Here is a 21,714-nt window from a genome sequence, read left to right as displayed (position 1 = left end):
TCTTAGAGCAATGCCTCTATTTTTTGCTCCAAGTCTTTGATTCTCGCCTTGTATTTATCAGTTTCAATTCTATATTGAGAATTTCGTGATTTTAACACCTTGACTTCATTTTTTAACGCATTCATCTCCTGGGTAAGAATATCAATATTCCCTAACGCCCTTTGCAGTTGCAGCTGATGTTTGCGGATAAGAATCTCCGCTTCATTGAGTGTTAGCTTCATTGCAGCAGAGTTTCTCTCCTCCTTTTGTGCCACAGAGCGATAGAAAAATGTCCGCACAAGCATATACAATACAAATAAAATAAAGCCTGTTAAAAAAAACCATTTTGCAATGAAATTTCCTACACTTCCTTCCATACTTTCTCCTTAACTTTATAGAATCTGTCCTAGATTCCCTAGCTTTTCCACACGCACAAGATGCCGCTCACCCTCAAATTCGCTGCTTACAAAGGCTTCAAGGATTGACTCCACTTCGCCCACGCCACTGATACGCTCACCCATACATAAGACATTAGCATCATTATGTAGCCTTGCCATTTTTGCCATATACGCATCGTGGCATAATGCAGCACGGATATGTTTATAGCGATTAGCAGCAATGCTCATTCCAATTCCACTTCCACAGATTAAAATCCCCTTATACTGCGGATTTTCTTTTAAAACATCGCATACTTTTTTAGCATAATCTGGGTAATCCACCCTTTGTCTATCTTGTGGAGCCAAGTCAATCACGCTAAAGCCCTTTTCTTGCAAAAAAGTCATTACAAAATCTTTGAGATTCACTCCCGCGTGGTCTGTGCCTATCACATAGGTTTGTTTTTTGTTTTCTGCCGTCATCTTTTCCCTTTTATTTTTATTTTACAGCTTTATTTTGGCATTGCCTCTCTCATTTTCTGCTCCAAGCCCTCCGTTGTTTTAAACATTCTCTCCCAGCGGATTGTATAACGCTTACTCTTATCCACATCTGCTCCAGATTCTTCACTATTTGCCTTATTGAGACTAAGATAGATAAACCACGGCTTTCCTATAATATTTTTATATGGCACACTCCCCCAAAAGCGTGAATCAAAGCTGTTGTTGCGATTGTCGCCGACCATAAAAAATTCATCTTGCTTGATTTTGATATAAAACATATCATCATATTTTTCCATACTGCGGATTGTCCTATCATTAAACATATCTGTGAAAGCGACATTTCTATCTTCTATAAGCCCACTTGTATCTGTGATATACTCTCTCTTCCACAGCTCACAGCCAAGCTCACCATCGCCCATATTTGCGTGTCCTACTCCCTCTACACACACTCTTTTATAGAGTTTTCCCTGCTCATCTATTTTGTAACGACTTTCATTATAAGGATTCTCATAATACTCACTTTGATAAGCAATGCCCGGGTGTTGCCCCATATATGGCTCTTTGACAAAAAGTTTGCCAAATCGCTCCACAAGCACATAGCCAGAAAAATGCTCTCTTATATACTCATCACCCTCAAATGGACGCAGATACATTCCATCCTTATCAAAAATCACTTCATCACCACCCACAGCAAAAGTGCGTTTGACATAATACACCTTTTGTTCGTGCGGGGGGATAAAGACAACAACATCGCCCCTTTTTGGTCGCTCTCCCTCAAACAAATGCCCATTCCCACGAAAATCAGGCAGTATATTCACCTCAACCCAAGGGATTCTAGGTGTTGGGATTCCATAACTAAATTTTTTTACAAATAAAAAATCGCCCTCATACAATGTGCCTACCATTGAACGCGTAGGAATAACAAACGCCTGCATAACAAAAAATATCAAAAACAAAACGATGATAATCGTCCCCGTCCAGCTTGAAACAAATGCTTTTAATCCACTAAAAAGTCTTTTCATACTCTATCCTTTTTTTATGCTCTTTGTGTCAGGCGATACAATGCTGCTTTATAGGTATTTTGTAATAGCGTAGCAATGGTCATAGGTCCTACTCCGCCGGGTACAGGGGTAATAAAACTTACCTTTTTAGAGACATTTTCAAAATCCACATCGCCCACCAACGCTCCAGACTCCAAACGATTAATGCCAATATCCACAACAATCGCGCCCTCTTTTATCATATCTGCCTTAATCAGCCCAGCCTTCCCTACACCTACACACACAATATCCGCATTTTTGGTATAAGCACTCACATCGCGTGTTAGAATATGTGTGCAGCTCACACTCGCTCCTGCATTTAACATTAACGCAGCCAAGGGCTTACCCACAATATTGCTCATTCCTACAATCACAACATCTTTGCCACTTACATCAATATTATAATGTTTTAAAAGATTCATAACACCAAGGGGAGTAGCAGGGACAAAGCTATCAAGATTCACACTTAGTCGCCCCACATTAAAAGGGTGGAATCCATCTACATCTTTTTGCGGATTTATGGCTTCTAGCACTTTGGAGGTTTTGATATGTGAGGGCAATGGAAGTTGGACTAAGATTCCATCAATATTTGGATTTTTATTAAGAATCTCAATGACGGATAGCAGCTCATCTTCAGTGATACTTGGGGGCATTTCGTGTGTTACAGAGTAGATTCCCACACGCTTACACGCCTTAGCTTTCATCTGCACATACGCACAACTTGCCGGGTCATTCCCTACTAAAATCACCGCCAAACCGGGTGTTATTCCCTGTTTAGCAAGATCTTGAACCTGAGTAATGAGATTTTTTTCAATATTTGCACTTAAAGTCTTGCCATCAAGTAAAGTCATTGTATTAAGCCTTTGTGATTATCATTTCGCTATTATAATACAAGATATTAAAGAAATACTATTAAGCGAGGAAATATGAGTAAAAAACTAATGCTGTGTGCTTTGATTCTAGGGAGCATAAACGCCCAAAGCGAGTTTCTCTCACAAGATGAATATGGCAAGAATCTGTATCAAAATCCGCGTGGTATCACGTGTAGCAAGTGCCACGGAGAGAGCGGAGAGCCTACCATAATAGCCCATTACAAGCATAAAGGCATAGAAAAGACGCTTCTTGCCCCGCGTATTAATAACCTTGAGTTTAGCACCTTTAGCAAAGCACTCAAAAAGCAAAAGGGCGTTATGCCTGCATACTATTTAACAGAAGAAGAGATAAAAGCCATTTATATCTATCTCTATCGTCCATAAGCACTTTTGACTACAAAAAGCGGTAAAAAAGCCAAGATTCTAAAATAACTTTAAAAAGATAAAGGGAAAGATTCTAGAAGGATTCTAAAAAGAAAAGAGAGATTAACCCTCCCCCTTGCTCAAAGGAAGAGGGAAAGGAGTGGCAAGAGCCAAGAGACTAGCTAAACTTAGTTAAGCAATCTTAGGATATTTTGCTGAATAGCATTTGCTTGAGAAAGCGCATAGCTACCAGATTGAGCAAGGATATTAAGCTTGCTAAATTCTGAACTTTCAGCTGCAAAATCCACTTCGCGGATACCAGATTCAGCTGCCTTAACATTCACTTGAGTAATAGTGATGTTATTGACTGTGCTTACCATTTGTCCTTGAACAGAACCAAGGTCAGCTCTAATCTTATCAAGCATTTTTTGTGCAGATTCTGCAATATCCATTGTTACCATAGCACCTCGCAAACTTGTTACACCAGCACCAAGGTCAGCACCACCACTTGCGATAACCGCATTGTAGTTTGCACCTGAAGCAGACTTCACATCAGCATTAAACACACCTGTTACATCACGAAGGTTTGCTGTTGTTTGAGCTACCTTTGTGTCATCTTTATAACCTGTTGAGCTGATATTTATCCCAGAGACAACAATATCTCTTGCATCGGTCCTTACAAGTGAAAGGCGTCCATAGTTTGTAGAGCCTTGTGTCAGTTCGTGAGTGCCATTTACCTTCTCTACTGAAATAGGACCTTGACCCACAGCACCATCAATTTTTAAATCAATACCGCGTCCATCTGTGCTTCTTAACATTAAGCGACCGAAATTATCAGTATAAGCCTCAACACCTGTATGCATTGTAGCAGCATTGAAAGCCTGCACCAAACGACCATCGCTATCGTTTTTCTTAATCCCAATGATATCTCCAATAGAGATTCCATTAATCATAACTCCCGCCATACTTCCAGACTTAATAGCCTCATTAGAAGTTGTAATAGCATTAGCTTGAGCACGAATACCTGTTTTATCAGAGTTTTTGTTAATAACTTCCGCCAAAACACCAAGCCCTGTTCCTGCTGAGTGAGAAATCTTTACAGATTCTAAAGTAACATCATTTACACCATCAACATTTTTAAACACAACGGTTGTTTCACCAGAAGCTGTTACAAGCTCACCTGTCTCCACACGCACCTGTCCAATTTTATCAGATGTCGTTGAGCCAATAGAAGCCTTGATAGACTGATTTGAGTAAGCTCCCACTTGGAATTCTTTATTTGAGAATTGCCCTGAAAGCAACGCCATACCATTATAAGTTGTGGTATTACCGATATTATCAAGCCCCTCAATAAGTCGCTTAATATCCATTTGAATCATTGAGCGAGATTGAGTAGATTGCCCATCTTGAGCTGCCTGAACCGCTTTAGTTTTGATTGTATCAAGGATTTTGATTTGCTCATCCATCGCCTTATCCGCAATTTGGATAATCCCCATACCATCATTTGTATTTCTAATTGCTTGTCCTAAAGCACTTGCCTGTGAGCGTAAGCTATCCGCAATCGCCATACCTGAAGCATCATCTGCTGCCTTATTAATGCGGAGACCTGAACTCAATTTTTCCATTGAATTCTTAAGGTTGTATTGAGTGAAGGTTGAAACGGCGTGTGCATTGAGTGCATTTACGTTAGTATTAACCTGAAAAGCCATAGTAACTCCTTTTTTTGTTTTTCCTTAGGCTTCCTTGCCCTTGGTTGAAAGACATATCGGCTATGTAAAAATTTTTTAAATAAATTCTGCGAGATTCTGTATATTTTTGCTAGAAATCCTAGAATCTAAGGCGGTAGCAAGTTACTTTTAGAGACATTATAAGCGTAAAAGGAGCAAACTTTCGCCCATAATATATAAAAATAACTTTGCCAGTGCATAATTAAAGTTTAAAATAAAATTGCCTTTTAGGAGTCTTACAATGGAAGATATATTTGATCCAAAATCCTTAACAATGAGTGTGCTTGCCTCACCAAGTATGGCAAACTTTAGCGGTGTAATGCACGGCGGAGAATTGATGAAACTACTTGATCAAGTGGCATATGCTTGTGCTACGCGATATTGTGGCTGCGGTGTGGTAACTATTGGCGTTGATGGAATGGTGTTTAAAAATCCCATTCCCATTGGCTCACTTGTGATTTTTCTTGCCTCTGTGAATTATGTAGGGAGCAGCAGCTGCGAAGTGGGGATTAAAGTCATTAGTGAAGATATTAAAAACCGCTTTGTTACACATTGCAATAGTTGCTACTTTACAATGGTAGCCATTGACAAAGAGGGTAAAAAAGTCAAAATCCCTCCACTTACCCCCACCACAGAAGCAGAAAAAAGACGCTTTGAAGCAGCCAAAAAACGCAAAGAGTTTAGAATCCAAATCAAACCTAACTAAACCTTGACAAATTTTCTCTAGCCCCAAAACAACATCAATCCAGCGTTGCGGAATCTTTGGGGCAATCTCTACATTAAACTTCATCAATGATTTTATGGCTTTTCACATTCCTTCGCCTTAGCTTTCATAAGAAAATTTTCAGTCTTAGCTATACGCCCTTTGAGATAAGAGCTAAAATCAGGGAAAGATTCAAGCAGGATAGCTAAAATCGTGCTTGTGTGGGGCATTGTTTCAAATTCCTTTAATGCCGTTTCATTGTTTTGAAAAATAAATCTATTAAGATTCAAATCCGCCACCTTCAAGCGAAAATACACATTGCCATCAGCCACTTGTTCTAAAAGGATTGAAGGCAAAATCTCATCTGTCATTATGCCATTTTCCTTATCAAAAAATAGGCTATACCCACACACACTTTGCTTTTCTTGCAATCTCCCTAAACGCTCATCTATGAGAAGATTCTGCTTGTAGCATTTCCTATCTGCCACACCCACAACCATAAACCTATCAAAATCAACAAAATATTTACCCATTTGCGAGAAATCCCTCACACCAAAAACCTCCTCCATACGAATCTTGAAAAAATCCGGTGCAATGCCCTCATAGCCTTGAATCTTATACGCCTGATACACTAAAGAGAGCATAAACTCCACATCTGCAACATCAAGGCAAAATACTTCTCCTTGCGGGGTGTTCTGTTCCTTTGTCATAAGCTCTTTTATCTTTTGCATTTCTTGTGGGGATAAATCAAGGCGGATTTTTATAAATCCATCTTCATCTTTAGGCTTACTCTCCACAAAGCTAATAGAACTAAAAGCTTCTTTGTCGGTTTTTTCTAGCATTCCTAGCATTTCTTTATACAGATTCATATCATCTTCATTTATGACATCATCATATTGAGCGAGTTCAGTTTGAATCCTGCGTAATAGATTCTCAAAATACTCTCTATCCTGATGTAAGCCCGATAAGATATACGCCCCAACAAACATTGAAGTGATATAGTTTTGAAAATATGTGAGCAAAAATGTGTGTTGCTGAATCTGATAAAACTGAAAATCTTTTTGCAAATATTCTAGGGCGGATTCTATGTTGCGTGAAACATTTTCATTTAAAAACGCAAGGGTAAGATAGTTAAGCCCATAGATATAATTCCCCACTTGAGCGTTTTCATAGGTGTTTTTCAGCAGATTTTGTGTGATTTCTACAATCTCTTTTGCCTGTGGGCTTGAAAAGTCCCTTATTTGAAATAGCTCATAGGCTTTTTGCAAACGCCCAATATCCACAATCTCACCGCTATCTTCTTCTATATGCGTTGAATATACTAAAAGTTGTTGCAAGATTCTATCTATTGGTATTTGCCCCTGCAACGAAGCATCGCCAAGCAGCTCTAAAGCCTTATCATATAGCTCATAATGCTTAGGCGGAAGAAAATCTTTATATTGTTTAAGGTAATTTTGAGTTTCAGCCTTAAAACGCAAAGTATCCTCCAAACTCCCCTGTTGTGAAGTCTCGCCCATTTGACTATGATATAATCCATAGAGAGCTAAAAGCCGTATTTGAATCTGATATTCTATCACTTCTGCAAGTAAGCCAGATTCTTTAGCACTCTTTTCCTGCCCTAGTAATAGATCTGCGAGACTCTGCATACTGCCTTGCCTCACGAGTAAAAGAGCCAAATCAGTATCAATCTCTAGCTCATAGGCAAGATCTATCGCAATGGCATTTTGTGCTATCCTTTCCTGCAAATCTTTTTTTATCAAATGAAGTGTTTCAGGCATTTGCTGATACGAACCCACGCCCTTATTCATTTCATAAGCTCTTTGTAGATAGCCTTTGGCATTTGCGGGATTAGATAATGATGAGCTAGATGAAGTGTCTTGCTCTATGTTGTTTTGCTCCTTGCCTTGTGTGCTTGGCTCATACACGACATAGGCTAGAATCTTATCCATAATGCTTGTAAGATGATCATTATTAGATTCAAGCTCTAGTTTAGGCTTTTGTGTCAAAGGCTGTGAATCTTGTGTAGCTTCAGTCTTAGCCCCTTCATCACTACACGCAAAAAGCATAAACACTACAAGCACAAGGCTTAAGATTCTTGATTTTCTCATTTTTACTCCTTATTTTCTAAGCTCCAAATCAAAGCTATGCCTCTCTTCACCCACACTCACTTCCACCTTGATAGCCCCATTTTTTAGCCTATTTGGTGCGTAGAGCATAAAGCCACCTTTTGGAGCAACATTTGGCTCTAGGGTATTTTTCCGCAAGACACTCGCAAAGATAATCGCCCTTTTTGCCCTATTCTCATCAAGCTGAATCTGCCTTTGCATTCTCTCTCGTGCAGAGATAATCATATAATCATACACATAAAATCCCCCCATATACCCACGATAGATAAAAGGTATCCCCACAGGCAGTTCAGGCATAGGAGCAGGAGGCACATACAAATGATAAGATTCTACAATACTCCCAAAGTCATAGTTATCCGCCTTTAACTCACTCTCACTTAGTGGAATAATTTCCTTATTATTTTGATAAATGTGGATATTATCCCTATCAAAAATTACAGGAGAAGTAGAGAGATTTTGTGCTAAGACAAAAATAGCTAAAGGGATAGCACTTGAGCCACCAACTTTGCCTTGCCCTATCTCAAGTCGCACCTTGCTTTTTTGCTTATGAGAATCTAAAATCTTTACACCCTCATTATACAAGCTCACATTTTTAACTTCAAGGGTATAACTCGCGCACGCACTTACAAACACACTCGCACAAACACAAACAAAAACGAAGTTAAGTGTTGAGATTAAAGACTTCAAAGCCAAATCCTAGTAATCACTCTCCTTTGCCTTAGCCCCAGCGATACAAAGTAAAATTACCGAAAAGAGATTTGCCACAACTGCCCCTACAACCAACGCCGTAGCAATCTCAATATCACCAAAGACTTGCAAAAACACAAACGCAGGAATGAGATGAAAATCAGCCACCAACGAGCTTGCAAAAAGTTCAGCAGAGAGACTATTTTTCACACCAATACGCAAAGTCGTAGCAATAAAATTAATCGCCATTGCAATAAAAAGAATAACAATATTACTCTCATACAAAAAGCCTAAAGTAAAAGTCAAGCTCATTAAGCTGAAAAATACAAAAAATACCTTGCCCCAATCCATATTTCCTCCTTATAAACGACCTTTACAGGCGACCTTTCTCATACATCTCACGCAAACGCTTCTTTTCTTCTTTGCGTTTCAGCTTGGTTGCTTCTTTTTGGTAATACTCTTCAAGGCTAAAGCCAAACATTATAGCCAAGCGTGGTGCAACAAAGATTGAACTACAAGTCGCTACAATCACGCCAACAAGCATAGGCAGTGAAAATCCTACAATAATCTCCCCACCAAACAAATAAAGTGTCAGCACCACAAAAAATACCGTCAGCGAAGTCAGTAAAGTGCGTGAAAGTGTGCAAGAAACTGCTTCATTAATCACATAACGCATATCTTTTTGACGCTTTATAAGCATTTGCTCACGGATTCTATCAAAAATGATAATCGTGTCATTAATAGAATACCCTATGAGTGTCAGCAAAGCCGCTAAAACATCAAGGTTAAAATCCACACCTACCAAAATCACCACACCAGATACAATAATCACATCGTGCATTAATGCCAAAACACCCGCTAAAGAAAATCGCCACTCATAGCGAAAAGAAATATAAATCATCATCGCCACAAGTGCCAAAGTAAGTGCGATAATACCATTTTGCTTTAGCTCATCACCCACCTTTGGACCAACAGAATCTAGCCTTCTTAGCTCAAAATCCCCACTTGGCTTTAAAAGTGTGATAATATCTTGTGCCATATCCTCATTTACACCTGTTGGAATATATGGAATCTTAAGTAGCACTTCTTGTTTAGAGCCAAACTCACTCACTTGCGAATTTTTAAATCGCTCATCTTTGGCAAGTAACTCTCTAATCTCCGCTAAAGGAGCATCCTTGCTATACTGCAACTGCACCACAGAGCCACCAGCAAAATCAATCCCTAGATTGAATCCTTTCACACCCAAAAGCACAAAAGAAGTCAGAATCAAAACAAGCGAGATAACAAGCCCATAGGAGCTATATTTTACAAAATCATAGACTTTTACTTTTTTAAAGACTTCCATTGCTATCCTTTTATGTTTTGCGTATGATCACTTGGTAGCTTAATCCCAAACCACAAATTGACATTACCACTTTTTATAATCCGCCCCATCATCGCCTGATAAATGCCGTGAGTGCCGACAATCGCAGTCAAAATAGACGCAGTAATTCCAATCCCCATTGTGATAGCAAAACCCTTAATCGCACCACTGCCAAAAGCATAGAGCAAAATCGCTGCAATAAGTGTGGTAAGATTTGAATCAAAAATCGCCCTTGAAGCGTTTGCATAGCCCATTTCTATGGATTTAGCAATGCCAAAGCCTCCACGCAATGCCTCTCTAATTCTCTCATTAATAATAATATTTGCATCAACAGCCATTCCCACGGTAAGCACGATTCCAGCCATTCCGGGCAATGTCAAAGACGCTCCAAAACAAGCCATAACCGCAATGATCAACACAATATTGACAAACAACGCCACAACAGCAATGACACCAGCCAAAGAATAATATGCCATCATAAATAGCACCACAAGCACAAAACCACTAAGCAAAGCAATCAGCGATGCTTTAATAGAATCTTCTCCCAAGCTTGGACCCACACTGCGTTTTTCAAGCACTTCCATAGGTGCAGGTAACGCGCCACTTTTTAACGCAATGGCCAAATCTGTGGCTTCTTCTACACTAAAACCCCCGCTAATTTGTCCGCTCCCACCGCCGATACGCTCTCGTATCACAGGTGCGGAATACACCTTACCATCAAGCACAATCGCCATTCTTTTACCAACATTAGCTCCCGAAAAATCCCCAAAGATTCTAGCCCCTTTTGAATCTAGGCTAAAGCTTACAATGGGTTGATTATTTTGATCAAATGCCGCCCTTGCATCTGTCAGCATTGAGCCATCAAGGATAGGCACAGCTTTAAGCAAGATAACTTGATCGCCCCTTGCTTTTTGAGATTCTATTTCAGCATTGAGACGCTCTATCTCGCCAACAAGTTTCTCTTTTTTTTGTGAATTTTTAGAATCTGGGTTGTTTAACAACTCAAGCTGGGCTTGAAGTGAAGTCAGCTGATTTTCTAGTGTTTGCAAGGCGGAATTTGCAAAAGGCAAAATAATATCATTATATTTTTGTGCTTCAAGCTCACTCATTATACTTACCCGAGCGTTTCTCTCCTCATCAACCGCCATCATCTGCAAATGTGCAGGTTTAGCGATTAAATCTCTCGCCCTTTGCTCCTCTTCCACACTCTTAATGCCCGGCAGTTGCACCAAAATATTATCTTTACCCTGCTGCGTAACACTTGGCTCAGCTAATCCAAACTCATCTAAACGACTACGAATCGTGCCAATAGCTTGTTTTAACGCACTATCTTTGATTTCCTCTTGGTATTCTTGGGTAAAGCTAATAGTATAAAAGCCCTTATTCTCACTCACCTGCAAACCGCTAATAGAAGAAAGAACTTTATCCATCTTTGGCTTCTCATCAGTATCTACAATCTCAAAGCTTATGTTCCCTTCAAGCACCTTAAGATTATCAATCAAAATATTTTCTTTTTTAGTATCAAAGACAATCTGCGAGGCAAGAGAAGAGAATCTTGCCTTAATCGCTTCATCAGTTTTTACGCCAAGTAGGAGATTAAGCCCCCCTTGCAAATCAAGCCCTAAGGAAATCTTACGCCCTTGAATATCCGTAAAAGAAGGCAAACACAAGGCGATACCAAGCAGTGCTGCCACAATAAGCGACCATAAACGATAATTAAAGCCTTTAGTGTTTTGAGGCTGCAATGACGACTTTGCCATTTATTCTTGAGCTTCACTCTCATCAAGTTTATATGCGATAAACTCTCTTGAAAGCCTTACAATCGTATCGTCATTTAAACGCACACTAAAAAATGTCTTTTCTGCTTTGACAACCTCGCAAATAAGCCCACCAGTAGTGATAATCTTATCACCCTTTTGCAATGCATTAATCATCTCTTGATGTTTTTTGCGTTTGACATTTGCCGGACGAATGAGCAAAAGATAAAAAATCGCAATAAAAAAGACAATAGGGAGTAATGAGATCAGTGTTTCTTGCATTCCACCTTGTTCCATAGTGATCCTTTAAGAGTAAATTAAAGTGCGGATTCTATCCAAAAATAGTTAAATTTTGGAATAGCTAAGACTTAGCCTTGCTAATTTGATGATAAACAAGCAAAAACATAGACCCAACAACCCCAGCAATACTTGAAGCAAGTAAAATTGCCACCTTTGCTACATCTGCCGAGCTTGGATCATCAAAGGCGAGGTTACTTACAAACATTGACATTGTAAAGCCAATCCCCGCAAGCATTCCTGCTCCAAAAATATGACTCCAAGTTACGCCTTCTGGACGCGAAGCGATTTTGAGCTTTTCACATACAAAAGTCAAGCCCAAAATACCCAAAGGCTTACCAACAACAAGCCCAAGGATAATGCCAAGCATAATATGATCAATATTAAAATTCACTTCGGCTTGTATATTTACTCCAGCATTTGCAAACGCAAAAAGCGGCATAATGATATACGCACATAATGGCTGCAGGGCGTGTTCTAATCGCAAAAGCGGATTTTGCACTTTTGTAAAATCGTGTGAGAGCTCATTAATAGCACTCATCTGCTCCGTATCAAGCAAAATATTTTTTCTTTCCTTTTCTTTATCTACAAACACCTGCATAAGCTGACGCACTACTTCAATAAAGTCCTTGCTTTGAATCTTAGGCTTCACAGGGATACAAAATGCCAATGCCACAGCAGCGATTGTCGCGTGAATCCCGCCGTGATGCACACAAAACCACAAAATAATTCCAACGCCCAAATACACATCAAGTCGCCTTACTCCAAAGCGATTTAAAACCACCAAAAATGCCACAATGCCAAATGCTGCAAAAAGATAGCTAAAATGCAGTCCTTCAGGTGATGGATAAAAAATTGCAATCACAGCAATCGCTCCCAAATCATCTGCCACAGCTAAAGTTACAAGAAATACTTTCAATGCCAAAGGCACACGCTTCCCAAGAAGCAAAATCACGCCCAAAGCAAAGGCAATATCTGTCGCCATTGGAATCCCAAAGCCGTGATATGAAGGTGTACCAGCATTCATCACATAATAAATCACGCCCGGCACAACCATACCACCAATTGCCCCAATCACAGGAAAAGCCGCCTTAGCAAACCCCGATAAATCCCCAAATAATAACTCACGCTTTATCTCCAAACCCACCATAAGAAAAAATACAGACATCAATACATCATTAATCCAATCGTGAATACTAAAGCCATAAAAACGCCCAGCAAAGCTAAAGCCAAAGGGCTGCTCCCAAAAGTGTTTATACACATCAGCTAAAGGCGAGTTTGCTACAATCATCGCACTCACAGCACAAAAAAACAAAAAAATACCACTAAAAGATTCAGCACGGATAAAATTACTCAATGCTTCTGAAACTTTATTTTGTCTTACCTGTTTTGTCATTGCTGCTCCTTACCATTAAATCATAAACTTAAATCACACTCTGCGTATCTTTGAGCCTTTGAATCTCATCGTCTTTACTTGTCGCTTCTGCTAGATTCTGTTTTTCTATCGTGCTAAGATACACAGCAATTAGCCCAAGTACCGCTGCAATAGATGATGCCACAAGAATGGAAATTTTAGACATATCAATACTCATCATATCATCTTTGTAAGCGAGATTTGCCACAAACATTGACATCGTAAAGCCAATACCCGACATCATACCAACAGCCACAATATGTCCGTATTTTAAATCTTTTGGACGCACGGCAAGATTTAGTCTCTCCCCTAAAAAGCAAAATAGCACAACACCTATTGGCTTCCCTACCACTAAGCCCAAAATCGTGCCAATCATCACACTATTAAGGCTAATCTCCACACCACTTTCAAGCGACACTCCCGCATTTGCAAAAGCAAAAAGTGGCACAAAAAAATACGCACATAATGGCTGCAAGGCGTGTTCTAATCGCAAAAGTGGATTTTTTGCATAGCTGGAATATGTCCCTATGGTATCAAGCATATGCACGAGCTGCGAAGTTTTTACCATATCAATCTTTTTTTCCACATCTTGTGTGCCAAACATAAAGTTTTTGATATTTTTAAAACTCCCTTTCCAAAATCCAAGCTTTTCTGCCTCATTTGTATAAATCACATCACTCCACTCATTTGTAGCGCTTTTCATCTTATCAAACTCTTTGAGCATATTGACAAAATACCGCTTATTCACACGCGTTCGCCCCGGAATCGCCATAGCCAAAATAACCGCAGCAATCGTTACGTGAATCCCACTATGATGCACACAAATCCACAGCAAGATTCCAACCAAAAAGTATAAAGACAGATGCTTTGTATCGCGATAATTAAGATAAACTAGCACAACTACAAGTGCTAAAGAAGCATAAATCCACTCTAAATGAATTGTATCCGAATAAAAAATCGCAATCACAGAAATAGCACCCAAATCATCTGCCACAGCCAAAGTTACAAGAAACACTTTGAGAATCTTTGGCACCCTATGACCAAGAAGCATAACAAGCCCCAAAGCAAAAGCCGTATCCGTGCTCATCGCCACACCAAAGCCACTCTCATAGGCTGTGCCAAGATTAAAATACAAATAAATCATTACAGGACATATAATCCCCCCAAAAGCTGCCAAAAATGAAAAGCTCACCTTTTTAAATCCCGCAAGCTCTCCATAAAGCATTTCACGCTTCATCTCCAAGCCCACAAGCAAGAAGAAAAATGACATCAGCACATCGTTAATAAACTCCTGCACATTGATCTTGACATCAGAATCCCCAAAAAAAGCCCCAAACTCCGTATGAAAAAACTCAAAATATATATCCGCATAAGGCGAATTTGCCACAAGCATTGCCACAACCACGCAAAATGCAAGCAAGATTCCACCAAAAGATTCGTGCTTGATAAAGGCGTTGAGATTCTCCTGCAGTTTATCTTTAACATATGAATGTTTGTTAGGCTTTAATTTTGCCTCTTGCATAGAATCTCCTCCAAAGACAATATGGTAAATATGATTTAGATTCCAAGTTTTAGTGTGGAAAACTTATAAGGGGGTTTAAAATCCGCATTATACTTAATTGCAATAGGCTAGTCAAGGGGATATAAGCCACTTCTTAAGATTTATGCTACTTACTTATTTTTTACTTAATCATAAAATCTATTTGAAGCCTTGCAAGACAAAGATTCTAGCTGTAATATAGAATCTAGCCTATGTCTCTACCCTATCAAAGATACCTCGCATAACTGCTCACCTTGCTTTTTCAAGGGATAGACAATAAAGCCTCGTATTTGCTTATGCTCTTTAGATTCTTTATCTTTGCCATACCGCCTTAGAAACTCCATATATTCACGCACCTGCTGTTTATGAGAATCTTCATCACTTGTTGCACTCTTATAATCTAGCACAATCCACTCTTTCTCATCATATAAAAGCGTATCCATACGATAGAGACGATTTTCCGCCTTGTAGCTCACCTCACACCTAGCCATCTTGCTTCCAAGCAGATTCTTAAATTCCACACTTTGCATACACGATATAGCTTTTTGCATACAATCTTGTATATTTTCAAGCGTGAGCGCAAAACCATAGCGATTAAATAAAATACTCTGCATATCTTTCACACTCATTTCATAGCCCAAATGCATCTCAAACACGCTATGCAAAGCATTTCCAAAAATAATATTACGCCAACTCTGCGAATCAAAAATGCCCTTACTCTCACTCTGCTCCACACGCACAAAGTCATCTTGCTCCCCAAGCTTTGGCATTGTATAAAGAAGGCTTTGCATATTTTGCATATTGTGGCTTTTTGGCCTAGAAACAAGCTTAGGAATGTCATCAAACTGCCTAGAATTTTCAAGTCCTAGAATCTCAAACTTCCCTTTAGATTTTTGCATCACACTTAGCCCACATTTCGCCCTTGTGAAAGCCACATACAACACATTATGCTTTTCTTGATTAGCATATACATTATATGATTGCAACGCCCCATTATACGCAATGTCAAACACTTCACGATGTGGCATTTTATAATAAAGCTGCCTCATACTAGCCCCGCGATACTCTGTAATAAACCTATCACTACTATTATTTTCTCTGCCTAGCCTATCGCATAAAATCACATATTTAAACTCTAAACCCTTTGATTTGTGAATAGTCATTATTTTTACACCCTGATTGCTTTGTGTTGGAGCATTGCAAAGCAGTGAAGGTATCTCTTGTAAAAACTCTTCAATACTCCTATATTCACAACTAAGCTCCAAAAATCGCCAGCTCACACTTTGGGCTAAATCTAGCTCTTCAATCAGTGCGAGTATAACCTGCGATGGAGGCGTGTCAATGCCTAAATGAAGCGATTTGAGCTTATGCAACACAGGGTGAGAGAGGCTAGATTCTCCCACACAATCGCCAAAATAGGATTCTCCAAGGAGTTTTATAATACTTTTTTCATAGAGTTTTAGCTCCTTATACAGACTAGCTTTTTTCTCATCATTCTCCCATTGCTCCTGCTTGTGAAGTTTAGAATCTACCACAATACACTTCAACGCATAAAGCAAAATTTTTACTTCCTTTTTTTCAAAAAGCCTAGAGTTTGTTTCAGTTACGATATTTAAGTGGGGCATTTGAGCTTGAATAGATTCTTTAAGTGTTAAAATATCATTATTTTTGAAAACCAAAATCGCAATATCATCTTCATCTGCCCCCTGCTCTAGCAATGCCCCTAGCTCATCAACCACTTGTGATACAAGGACATTATCTACCTTTTGAACTTCCTTTTCTCCCTCACCCACCGGGGCAAAAACTCGCACAAAGCCGATCTCTTGCTCCTTACTCTCTTGCTTCAAAGTATGCGGATATGCTTGATTAATATAATTTTCAAAACAACGCGAAAAAGTAGCATTATTAAAGTCAATCACGCGTTTGCTTGAGCGGTAGTTATATTCAAGATTCTCTTGTGTCAAAGCCTTTGTAGCTTCTTCAAAAACGCCTGAAAAACTCCCGCGAAACATATAAATACTTTGCTTCTCATCGCCCACAATAAATACACTTCTATCGCCTATGCGTCCATTCCCAGATTGTATTTCATCAATTATAGGTCGCAAAATTTGATACTGCATACAGCTTGTGTCTTGAAATTCATCAAGCAAAATATGCGTAATTTTTTCATCTAAACGAAAATAAAAAAACTCCCTGTCTATGTTTTGTGTGAGTAACTCATAATTTTTCATACTTACAGATTCAAAATCTAGCACATTTTTACTTTTTAGCACTTGTTGCTGTGCGTTTTTAAACCGCGTAAGATAATGTAAAATCCGCAATAGAATCTGCCTTTGCTTTTGATGATAATACATCACAAAAAGCCCATAAATCCTTTCACGCACAGATTCCATAGATGATAAATCATACTTTTTTAAATAAGAATGGTTATCCCAATCTGTTAGCATTTTTACTGAAGATTTACTATTTGTGAAATAATCAAATGTCTTAGAAAAAAGTTTTATCGCACTTGGCGTGGCTTCCTGCCTTTTAAGCTCATCGCACACCTTAGCCATATTTATAGTAATCTCTTGAGCGATTTGCTCCAAGCTTAAGCCCTTGGTATCAATCTCATCATAACAAGAATCTAGCAAAATATTATGCGGCAAAAAGGAAAAGTTATAAAGCATAGCTAAAAAATCCTGCAATTTTAGCCCTTGGGTGAAGCAAAACCCAACAAATTCCTTTATCTCTTTAGCTGAAAGTGAGCTTAAAAACATCTCATACATCTCGCCCTTATCTATCTCACCTATCTCAAACCTTGAAGACACGCCCACATACCAGCAAAATTTTTTCAAAACAGAATGAAAAAATGAATCAATAGTCGCAATGCGTGGGCTACTTTGCATAAAAATATGATACAAAGCAGCAATATTTTCACTTATTTGATTATGACTTAGCCCCTTTTGCAACAAAGCCTTATAAATATCATTGCTTTCAAAAGTGCCTGTCTCAAAGCTTTGCAAAAGGCTTTTAAGATGCTCATAGATTCTACGATACATCTCATTTGAAGCTTTTTTTGTAAAAGTGAGTGTGAGAATCTGATGTGGATTCGCCCCTTGAAAAAGCAAATATATAAAACGCAACGAAAGGCTAAAAGTCTTGCCACTTCCCGCTGATGCTTTAAGTGCTAAAAACTGCTCTTGCATAGTCTATTCCTTATAAAGATTCTTTTTCTGCATTGTTATGAAGAGAGTTTAAATTATAACCCAACTCGCAAACTTTTTGCAAATTTTAACCTTGATTACACTTTGCTAAACTTTTATGATACAATAACACTTAAATTATATAAAAATCACTATAAATTTTAAGGAGTTATATATGTCAAAAAGTCTTTATGATACGCTTGAGATAAGCGAAAATGCTTCACAAGATGAGATTAAAAAAGCCTATCGCAAGTTAGCGAGAAAATATCACCCTGACATTAATAAAGATTCTGGAGCGGAGGAGAAGTTTAAAGAAATTAACGCTGCGTATGAAGTTTTAAGCGATGAAAATAAAAAAGCACAATATGATCGCTTTGGCGATACAATGTTTGGTGGGCAGAATTTCCACGACTTTTCACGCTCACAAGGCAGTGGGGCAAACCTTGATGACATTCTTGCTTCAATCTTTGGGCAAGGCGGCTTTGGTGCGGGTAATGGAAGTGGATTCTTCGGTGGAGGATTTAGCGGATTTAGTGGTGGTAGTGGGGATTTTGGCTTTTCAAACTTCAATGCCCCAAATCTTGATGTGCAAGAAAATATCCAAATCCCATTTGAAAATGCCGCCCTTGGTGGAAGCTATCATTATAGTGGGCGAAGCGGGAGCTTTGATATTAAGATTCCAGTCGGGCTAAAAGATAATGAAACAATCCGCCTAAGAGGCAAGGGTAATTCACAAAATGGACGCTCTGGGGATTTGCTCCTTAAAGTCAAGGTGCTAGATTCAGCTGAATTCATAAGAGAAGAAGATGATCTACATAAAATCATTGACATTTCACTAAAAACCGCCCTTTTTGGCGGCAAAGTCTCGCTTTCAACGCTTTATGGGGAAGTTACACTCACAATCCCGCAAAATACAAAAAACAACCAAAAATTCCGCATTAAAGGCAAAGGGATTAAAAACCGCAAAAGTGGGATTTTTGGGGATTTATATGTGAAAGTTAATGTTATCTTACCCCGCATAGATGAGCTAAGCAAAGAGGCTCAAGTTGTGCTAAAAGCCCAGCTTCCATAATCCAAGCAAAATCAAATAAGGAGCGAGAAAATGTATAGCTATGATGAGCCTGTTTATCTTATTAGCGTGGTAGCAAAGATTCTAGAAATCCACCCCCAAACCTTGCGTCAATATGAAAAAGAAGGGCTAATCCAACCCGGACGCACCGATGGCAAAATGCGTCTTTACTCACAACGCGATATTGATAAGATTAAAACTATACTCAAACTCACACGCGATATGGGAGTGAATCTAGCAGGTGTGGATATTATCCTGCGGTTAAAAGAGCGGCTTGATGAGCTTGATAAAATGGCAGGAGATTTACGCGAAGACCTTGCTAAACATCAAGGTAAAACAAATGTCCTACAATCGCACCAAAGCTCCTATGAAATTATTTTGTTTCAAAAAAAGTAAAGTTTTCATTTGCTAAATCTCGCCGCCCTACTCCGCCCAGAATCCTTACAAGATTTTATCGCCCAAGAGCATATCATCGCACCTGATACGCCTCTTTTTAAAATGCTAAAACACAACGCTCTATCACATTGCTTTTTTTATGGACCCCCCGGCAGTGGCAAGACCACTCTTGCTGCACTCATTGCCAAAGAGCTTAACAAGCCTTTTATGAGTTACAACGCTACAAGCTTCAAGATAGAGGAGCTGCGGCAATTTGTCAAAAGCTATGAGAACACCCTATTCCAGCCCATTATTTTTATTGATGAAGTCCATCGCCTTACTCGCACCCAGCAGGAAGTCTTACTGCCTATTATGGAATCTTATAGTGCCATTATCCTAGGGGCTAGCACTTATAATCCTTTTCATTCTCTTACAAATGCTATCCGCTCTCGTAGCTTCCTTTTTGAGCTAAAGCCCCATTCCAACGCCCATTTAGATTCTATTTTAGAGAAAGCTCTCGCATTTTTAAAGGATTCCAAACATATCTACATAGAGCTTGAATCCCAAGCTAGAGAGTATCTTATCCATTCAAGTGTAGGCGATGCAAGAGCTATGCTAAACCTGCTTGATGCCATAATCAGCACGGGAGAGCATAATATTTCACTGCAAAGCTTAAAAGCCCTGCGTCCCTATGCCCTACACGACGGGGCAAGTGAGAGTGAAAGCCACTACACGCTTATAAGTGCCTTAATCAAGTCTATTCGCGGCAGTGATGTCAATGCAAGTGTATATTATTTAGCACGGCTTATTGCGGGAGATGAGAATCCGGAGTTTATCGCTAGGCGACTTGTAATACTAGCTAGTGAAGATATAGGCAATGCCAACCCAAACGCCCTAAATCTCGCCACTAGCACAATGATGGCTGTAAGTAAAATCGGTTATCCTGAATCTCGCATTATCTTATCTCAATGCGTGATTTACCTAGCCTCTTCACCCAAAAGCAACACCGCCTATAACGCCATAAACGCCGCCCTTGACAGCATTAAGCAAGGCTGTGTGCTAGAAGTGCCAAGTCAAATTCTGCCAGATTCTAGCTCGTATCTCTATCCGCATAATTTTGGCGGCTGGGTGGAGCAAAGCTACCTTGCACAAGATTTACATTTTGTAGAATCCACCACCAAAGGCTTTGAAAAAACGCTCAATGAGTGGCTAGAGAAAATTAAAAATAAAGAGAAAATCACAAACACAAGCAAAGATAAAGGAACAGAAAATGACTAGATTCTATTTTTGTGCCTTGCTTATGCTTTGTGCCATATCCTATACCTTGGGAGCGGGTATTGATGTCAATCCCGATAAACGCGGCTGGCATATTGAGCTAAAGCGTCTCTCAACAAATCTAAGTTCTACTACAATCCAAGGGCAAGATGAGTATGTAAAGTTTTCAGATAGCCGTATTAAGGGCGATTCACAGCTTATCGCTCAAGGCTACTTTGATTTAGGGCTTGACTTTTATGCACCGCGTTATGTCGTATTTAACTCCACTCTTGCCGAGTATGGACGCACCATTCTTGTGCGAGATGATGAAAGAATTAGCAACACCACATTAGATAGAATCTTAATTACCACCGATTACACACACAGAATCTGGTATGTCCCAACATTTGCAGGGGGCTTTGAAATCGGTCCATTTCTCAAGGCAAATTACCAAACCGGCTTTGAAAATAGGCGACAAATCACACGACTTAATGCGGGAGTAAAACTTTTTGATGGGGTGTATATCAAAGATTTACATTTTAACGCCTTTGGGGAAAAGGACTTTTCACTGAAAACAGAATCTGAAAACTACGGCTGGGAGGGCGGTATCAAGCTTGAATATAAATTTAATAAAGATTCAAAGTTTTACTACTTTACAAACTTTCGCCACTATCTTTACAGCTCCGCCCCACAGGAATACAATCCACTCTATCAGCTAGAAATAGAAGTGCGTTTGGATACAAAATTTTACAAAAGACTAGCTATTGCTCCATTTGTGAAATACTATGCCCTGCAGGGACGCAATATCCCAACAAAAGGCGATAATCTCCTGCTTGGATTCTCATTCTCATTTGAACATATTTTCCTTGATGCGACAAAAAAACAGGAACTCACCCCGATGTAAAGCCCAAGCCAATAACAGAATCTTAAAACAATACAAATTTTAAAAATAGAATCTCACAAAGTAGGTAAATAGGGGTTTAACAAGCTGCAGAATCCCAAGTCCTATGCATTGATTTAACAAAATCCTGCAAGATTCTGCAAAAGGAAGTTTATATGAAAAAACTGCCCTAGCCTTTTATAAAAAA

General features: G+C 39.2%; 19 protein-coding genes and 1 pseudogene. 6 read left to right on the top strand and 14 right to left on the bottom strand.

The features are described from left to right. Positions 1-2: 2 nt before the first annotated feature. From LS74_RS08730 to folD, 4 genes and pseudogenes are all read right to left on the bottom strand, one after another. Positions 3-356, bottom strand: a complete 354-nt coding sequence (locus LS74_RS08730; RefSeq protein WP_034587442.1) for a hypothetical protein — start codon at positions 354-356, stop codon at positions 3-5. Between the two features lie 15 nt (positions 357-371). Continuing rightward, on the bottom strand, positions 372-836 hold the full coding sequence (gene rpiB / locus LS74_RS08725; protein ID WP_034587445.1) for a ribose 5-phosphate isomerase B: 465 nt from the start codon (positions 834-836) through the stop codon (positions 372-374). 179 nt (positions 837-1,015) lie between these two features. Further along, positions 1,016-1,876: pseudogene (gene lepB, locus LS74_RS08720) on the bottom strand (signal peptidase I); the annotation flags it as partial. 14 nt (positions 1,877-1,890) lie between these two features. Continuing rightward, on the bottom strand, positions 1,891-2,745 hold the full coding sequence (folD, locus tag LS74_RS08715; protein WP_034587448.1) for a bifunctional methylenetetrahydrofolate dehydrogenase/methenyltetrahydrofolate cyclohydrolase FolD: 855 nt from the start codon (positions 2,743-2,745) through the stop codon (positions 1,891-1,893). 75 nt (positions 2,746-2,820) lie between these two features. On the opposite strand from folD, the gene LS74_RS08710 reads away from it, so the two are divergent. Beyond that, entirely contained in the window at positions 2,821-3,150 is a 330-nt protein-coding gene (locus LS74_RS08710; protein WP_034587450.1) for a c-type cytochrome, read from the top strand. A gap of 167 nt (positions 3,151-3,317) precedes the next feature. Here LS74_RS08710 and LS74_RS08705 read toward each other — a convergent pair whose 3' ends face one another. Next, the gene (locus LS74_RS08705) at positions 3,318-4,838 is read right to left on the bottom strand and encodes a flagellin A (RefSeq protein WP_138129037.1); all 1,521 of its coding nucleotides are present in this window, start codon (positions 4,836-4,838) and stop codon (positions 3,318-3,320) included. 259 nt (positions 4,839-5,097) lie between these two features. On the opposite strand from LS74_RS08705, the gene LS74_RS08700 reads away from it, so the two are divergent. After that, positions 5,098-5,562, top strand: coding sequence for an acyl-CoA thioesterase (locus LS74_RS08700; RefSeq protein WP_034587249.1), 465 nt, complete (start codon positions 5,098-5,100; stop codon positions 5,560-5,562). Positions 5,563-5,654: 92 nt separating this feature from the next. Here the strand turns inward: LS74_RS08700 and LS74_RS08695 are convergent, their stop codons facing one another. The 9 genes from LS74_RS08695 to LS74_RS08655 all read right to left on the bottom strand — a co-directional run bounded on the left by LS74_RS08695 (position 5,655) and on the right by LS74_RS08655 (position 17,931). Beyond that, positions 5,655-7,667: a hypothetical protein gene (locus tag LS74_RS08695; protein ID WP_034587247.1), complete on the bottom strand. Its 2,013-nt coding sequence runs from the start codon at positions 7,665-7,667 to the stop codon at positions 5,655-5,657. 9 nt (positions 7,668-7,676) lie between these two features. After that, positions 7,677-8,372, bottom strand: a complete 696-nt coding sequence (locus tag LS74_RS08690; protein WP_034587253.1) for a hypothetical protein — start codon at positions 8,370-8,372, stop codon at positions 7,677-7,679. Positions 8,373-8,381: 9 nt separating this feature from the next. After that, positions 8,382-8,723, bottom strand: coding sequence for a DUF6394 family protein (locus tag LS74_RS08685; protein WP_034587245.1), 342 nt, complete (start codon positions 8,721-8,723; stop codon positions 8,382-8,384). 22 nt (positions 8,724-8,745) lie between these two features. After that, positions 8,746-9,717 (bottom strand): protein translocase subunit SecF, encoded by a 972-nt coding sequence (gene secF, locus LS74_RS08680; RefSeq protein WP_034587243.1) that lies wholly within the window; start codon positions 9,715-9,717, stop codon positions 8,746-8,748. A 2-nt stretch (positions 9,718-9,719) separates the two neighbouring features. Next, the gene (secD, locus tag LS74_RS08675; protein WP_034587241.1) at positions 9,720-11,495 is read right to left on the bottom strand and encodes a protein translocase subunit SecD; all 1,776 of its coding nucleotides are present in this window, start codon (positions 11,493-11,495) and stop codon (positions 9,720-9,722) included. After that, complete coding sequence (yajC, locus tag LS74_RS08670; RefSeq protein WP_034587239.1) at positions 11,496-11,789, bottom strand: preprotein translocase subunit YajC; 294 nt, start codon at positions 11,787-11,789, stop codon at positions 11,496-11,498. A gap of 64 nt (positions 11,790-11,853) precedes the next feature. Then, positions 11,854-13,185: a sodium/proton antiporter NhaA gene (nhaA, locus tag LS74_RS08665; RefSeq protein ID WP_034587238.1), complete on the bottom strand. Its 1,332-nt coding sequence runs from the start codon at positions 13,183-13,185 to the stop codon at positions 11,854-11,856. A 28-nt stretch (positions 13,186-13,213) separates the two neighbouring features. Continuing rightward, on the bottom strand, positions 13,214-14,725 hold the full coding sequence (gene nhaA, locus LS74_RS08660) for a Na+/H+ antiporter NhaA (RefSeq protein WP_034587236.1): 1,512 nt from the start codon (positions 14,723-14,725) through the stop codon (positions 13,214-13,216). Between the two features lie 236 nt (positions 14,726-14,961). Further along, positions 14,962-17,931 (bottom strand): RecB-like helicase, encoded by a 2,970-nt coding sequence (locus LS74_RS08655; RefSeq protein ID WP_138129035.1) that lies wholly within the window; start codon positions 17,929-17,931, stop codon positions 14,962-14,964. Between the two features lie 172 nt (positions 17,932-18,103). Here LS74_RS08655 and LS74_RS08650 point away from each other — a divergent pair, with 172 nt between their 5' ends. From LS74_RS08650 to LS74_RS08635, 4 genes are read left to right on the top strand one after another with little or no spacing between them, the layout of a single operon-like run. Continuing rightward, a complete protein-coding gene (locus LS74_RS08650; protein ID WP_034589223.1) occupies positions 18,104-19,000 on the top strand; it encodes a DnaJ family protein in 897 nt (298 codons plus the stop codon). A 30-nt stretch (positions 19,001-19,030) separates the two neighbouring features. Continuing rightward, the gene (locus tag LS74_RS08645) at positions 19,031-19,393 is read left to right on the top strand and encodes a heat shock protein transcriptional repressor HspR (RefSeq protein ID WP_034589225.1); all 363 of its coding nucleotides are present in this window, start codon (positions 19,031-19,033) and stop codon (positions 19,391-19,393) included. A gap of 9 nt (positions 19,394-19,402) precedes the next feature. After that, on the top strand, positions 19,403-20,650 hold the full coding sequence (locus tag LS74_RS08640) for a replication-associated recombination protein A (RefSeq protein WP_138129033.1): 1,248 nt from the start codon (positions 19,403-19,405) through the stop codon (positions 20,648-20,650). Continuing rightward, positions 20,643-21,530: a hypothetical protein gene (locus tag LS74_RS08635; protein WP_034589715.1), complete on the top strand. Its 888-nt coding sequence runs from the start codon at positions 20,643-20,645 to the stop codon at positions 21,528-21,530. The genes LS74_RS08640 and LS74_RS08635 overlap by 8 nt, the downstream gene beginning before the upstream one ends. Positions 21,531-21,714: the final 184 nt, after the last annotated feature.

This window comes from Helicobacter magdeburgensis, from assembly GCF_000765825.2.
In the GTDB taxonomy this organism is placed as follows: Bacteria; Campylobacterota; Campylobacteria; order Campylobacterales; family Helicobacteraceae; genus Helicobacter_C; species Helicobacter_C magdeburgensis.
Note: the sequence above shows the minus strand (reverse complement) of the source record. Positions and strands in the feature narration are given on the sequence as shown.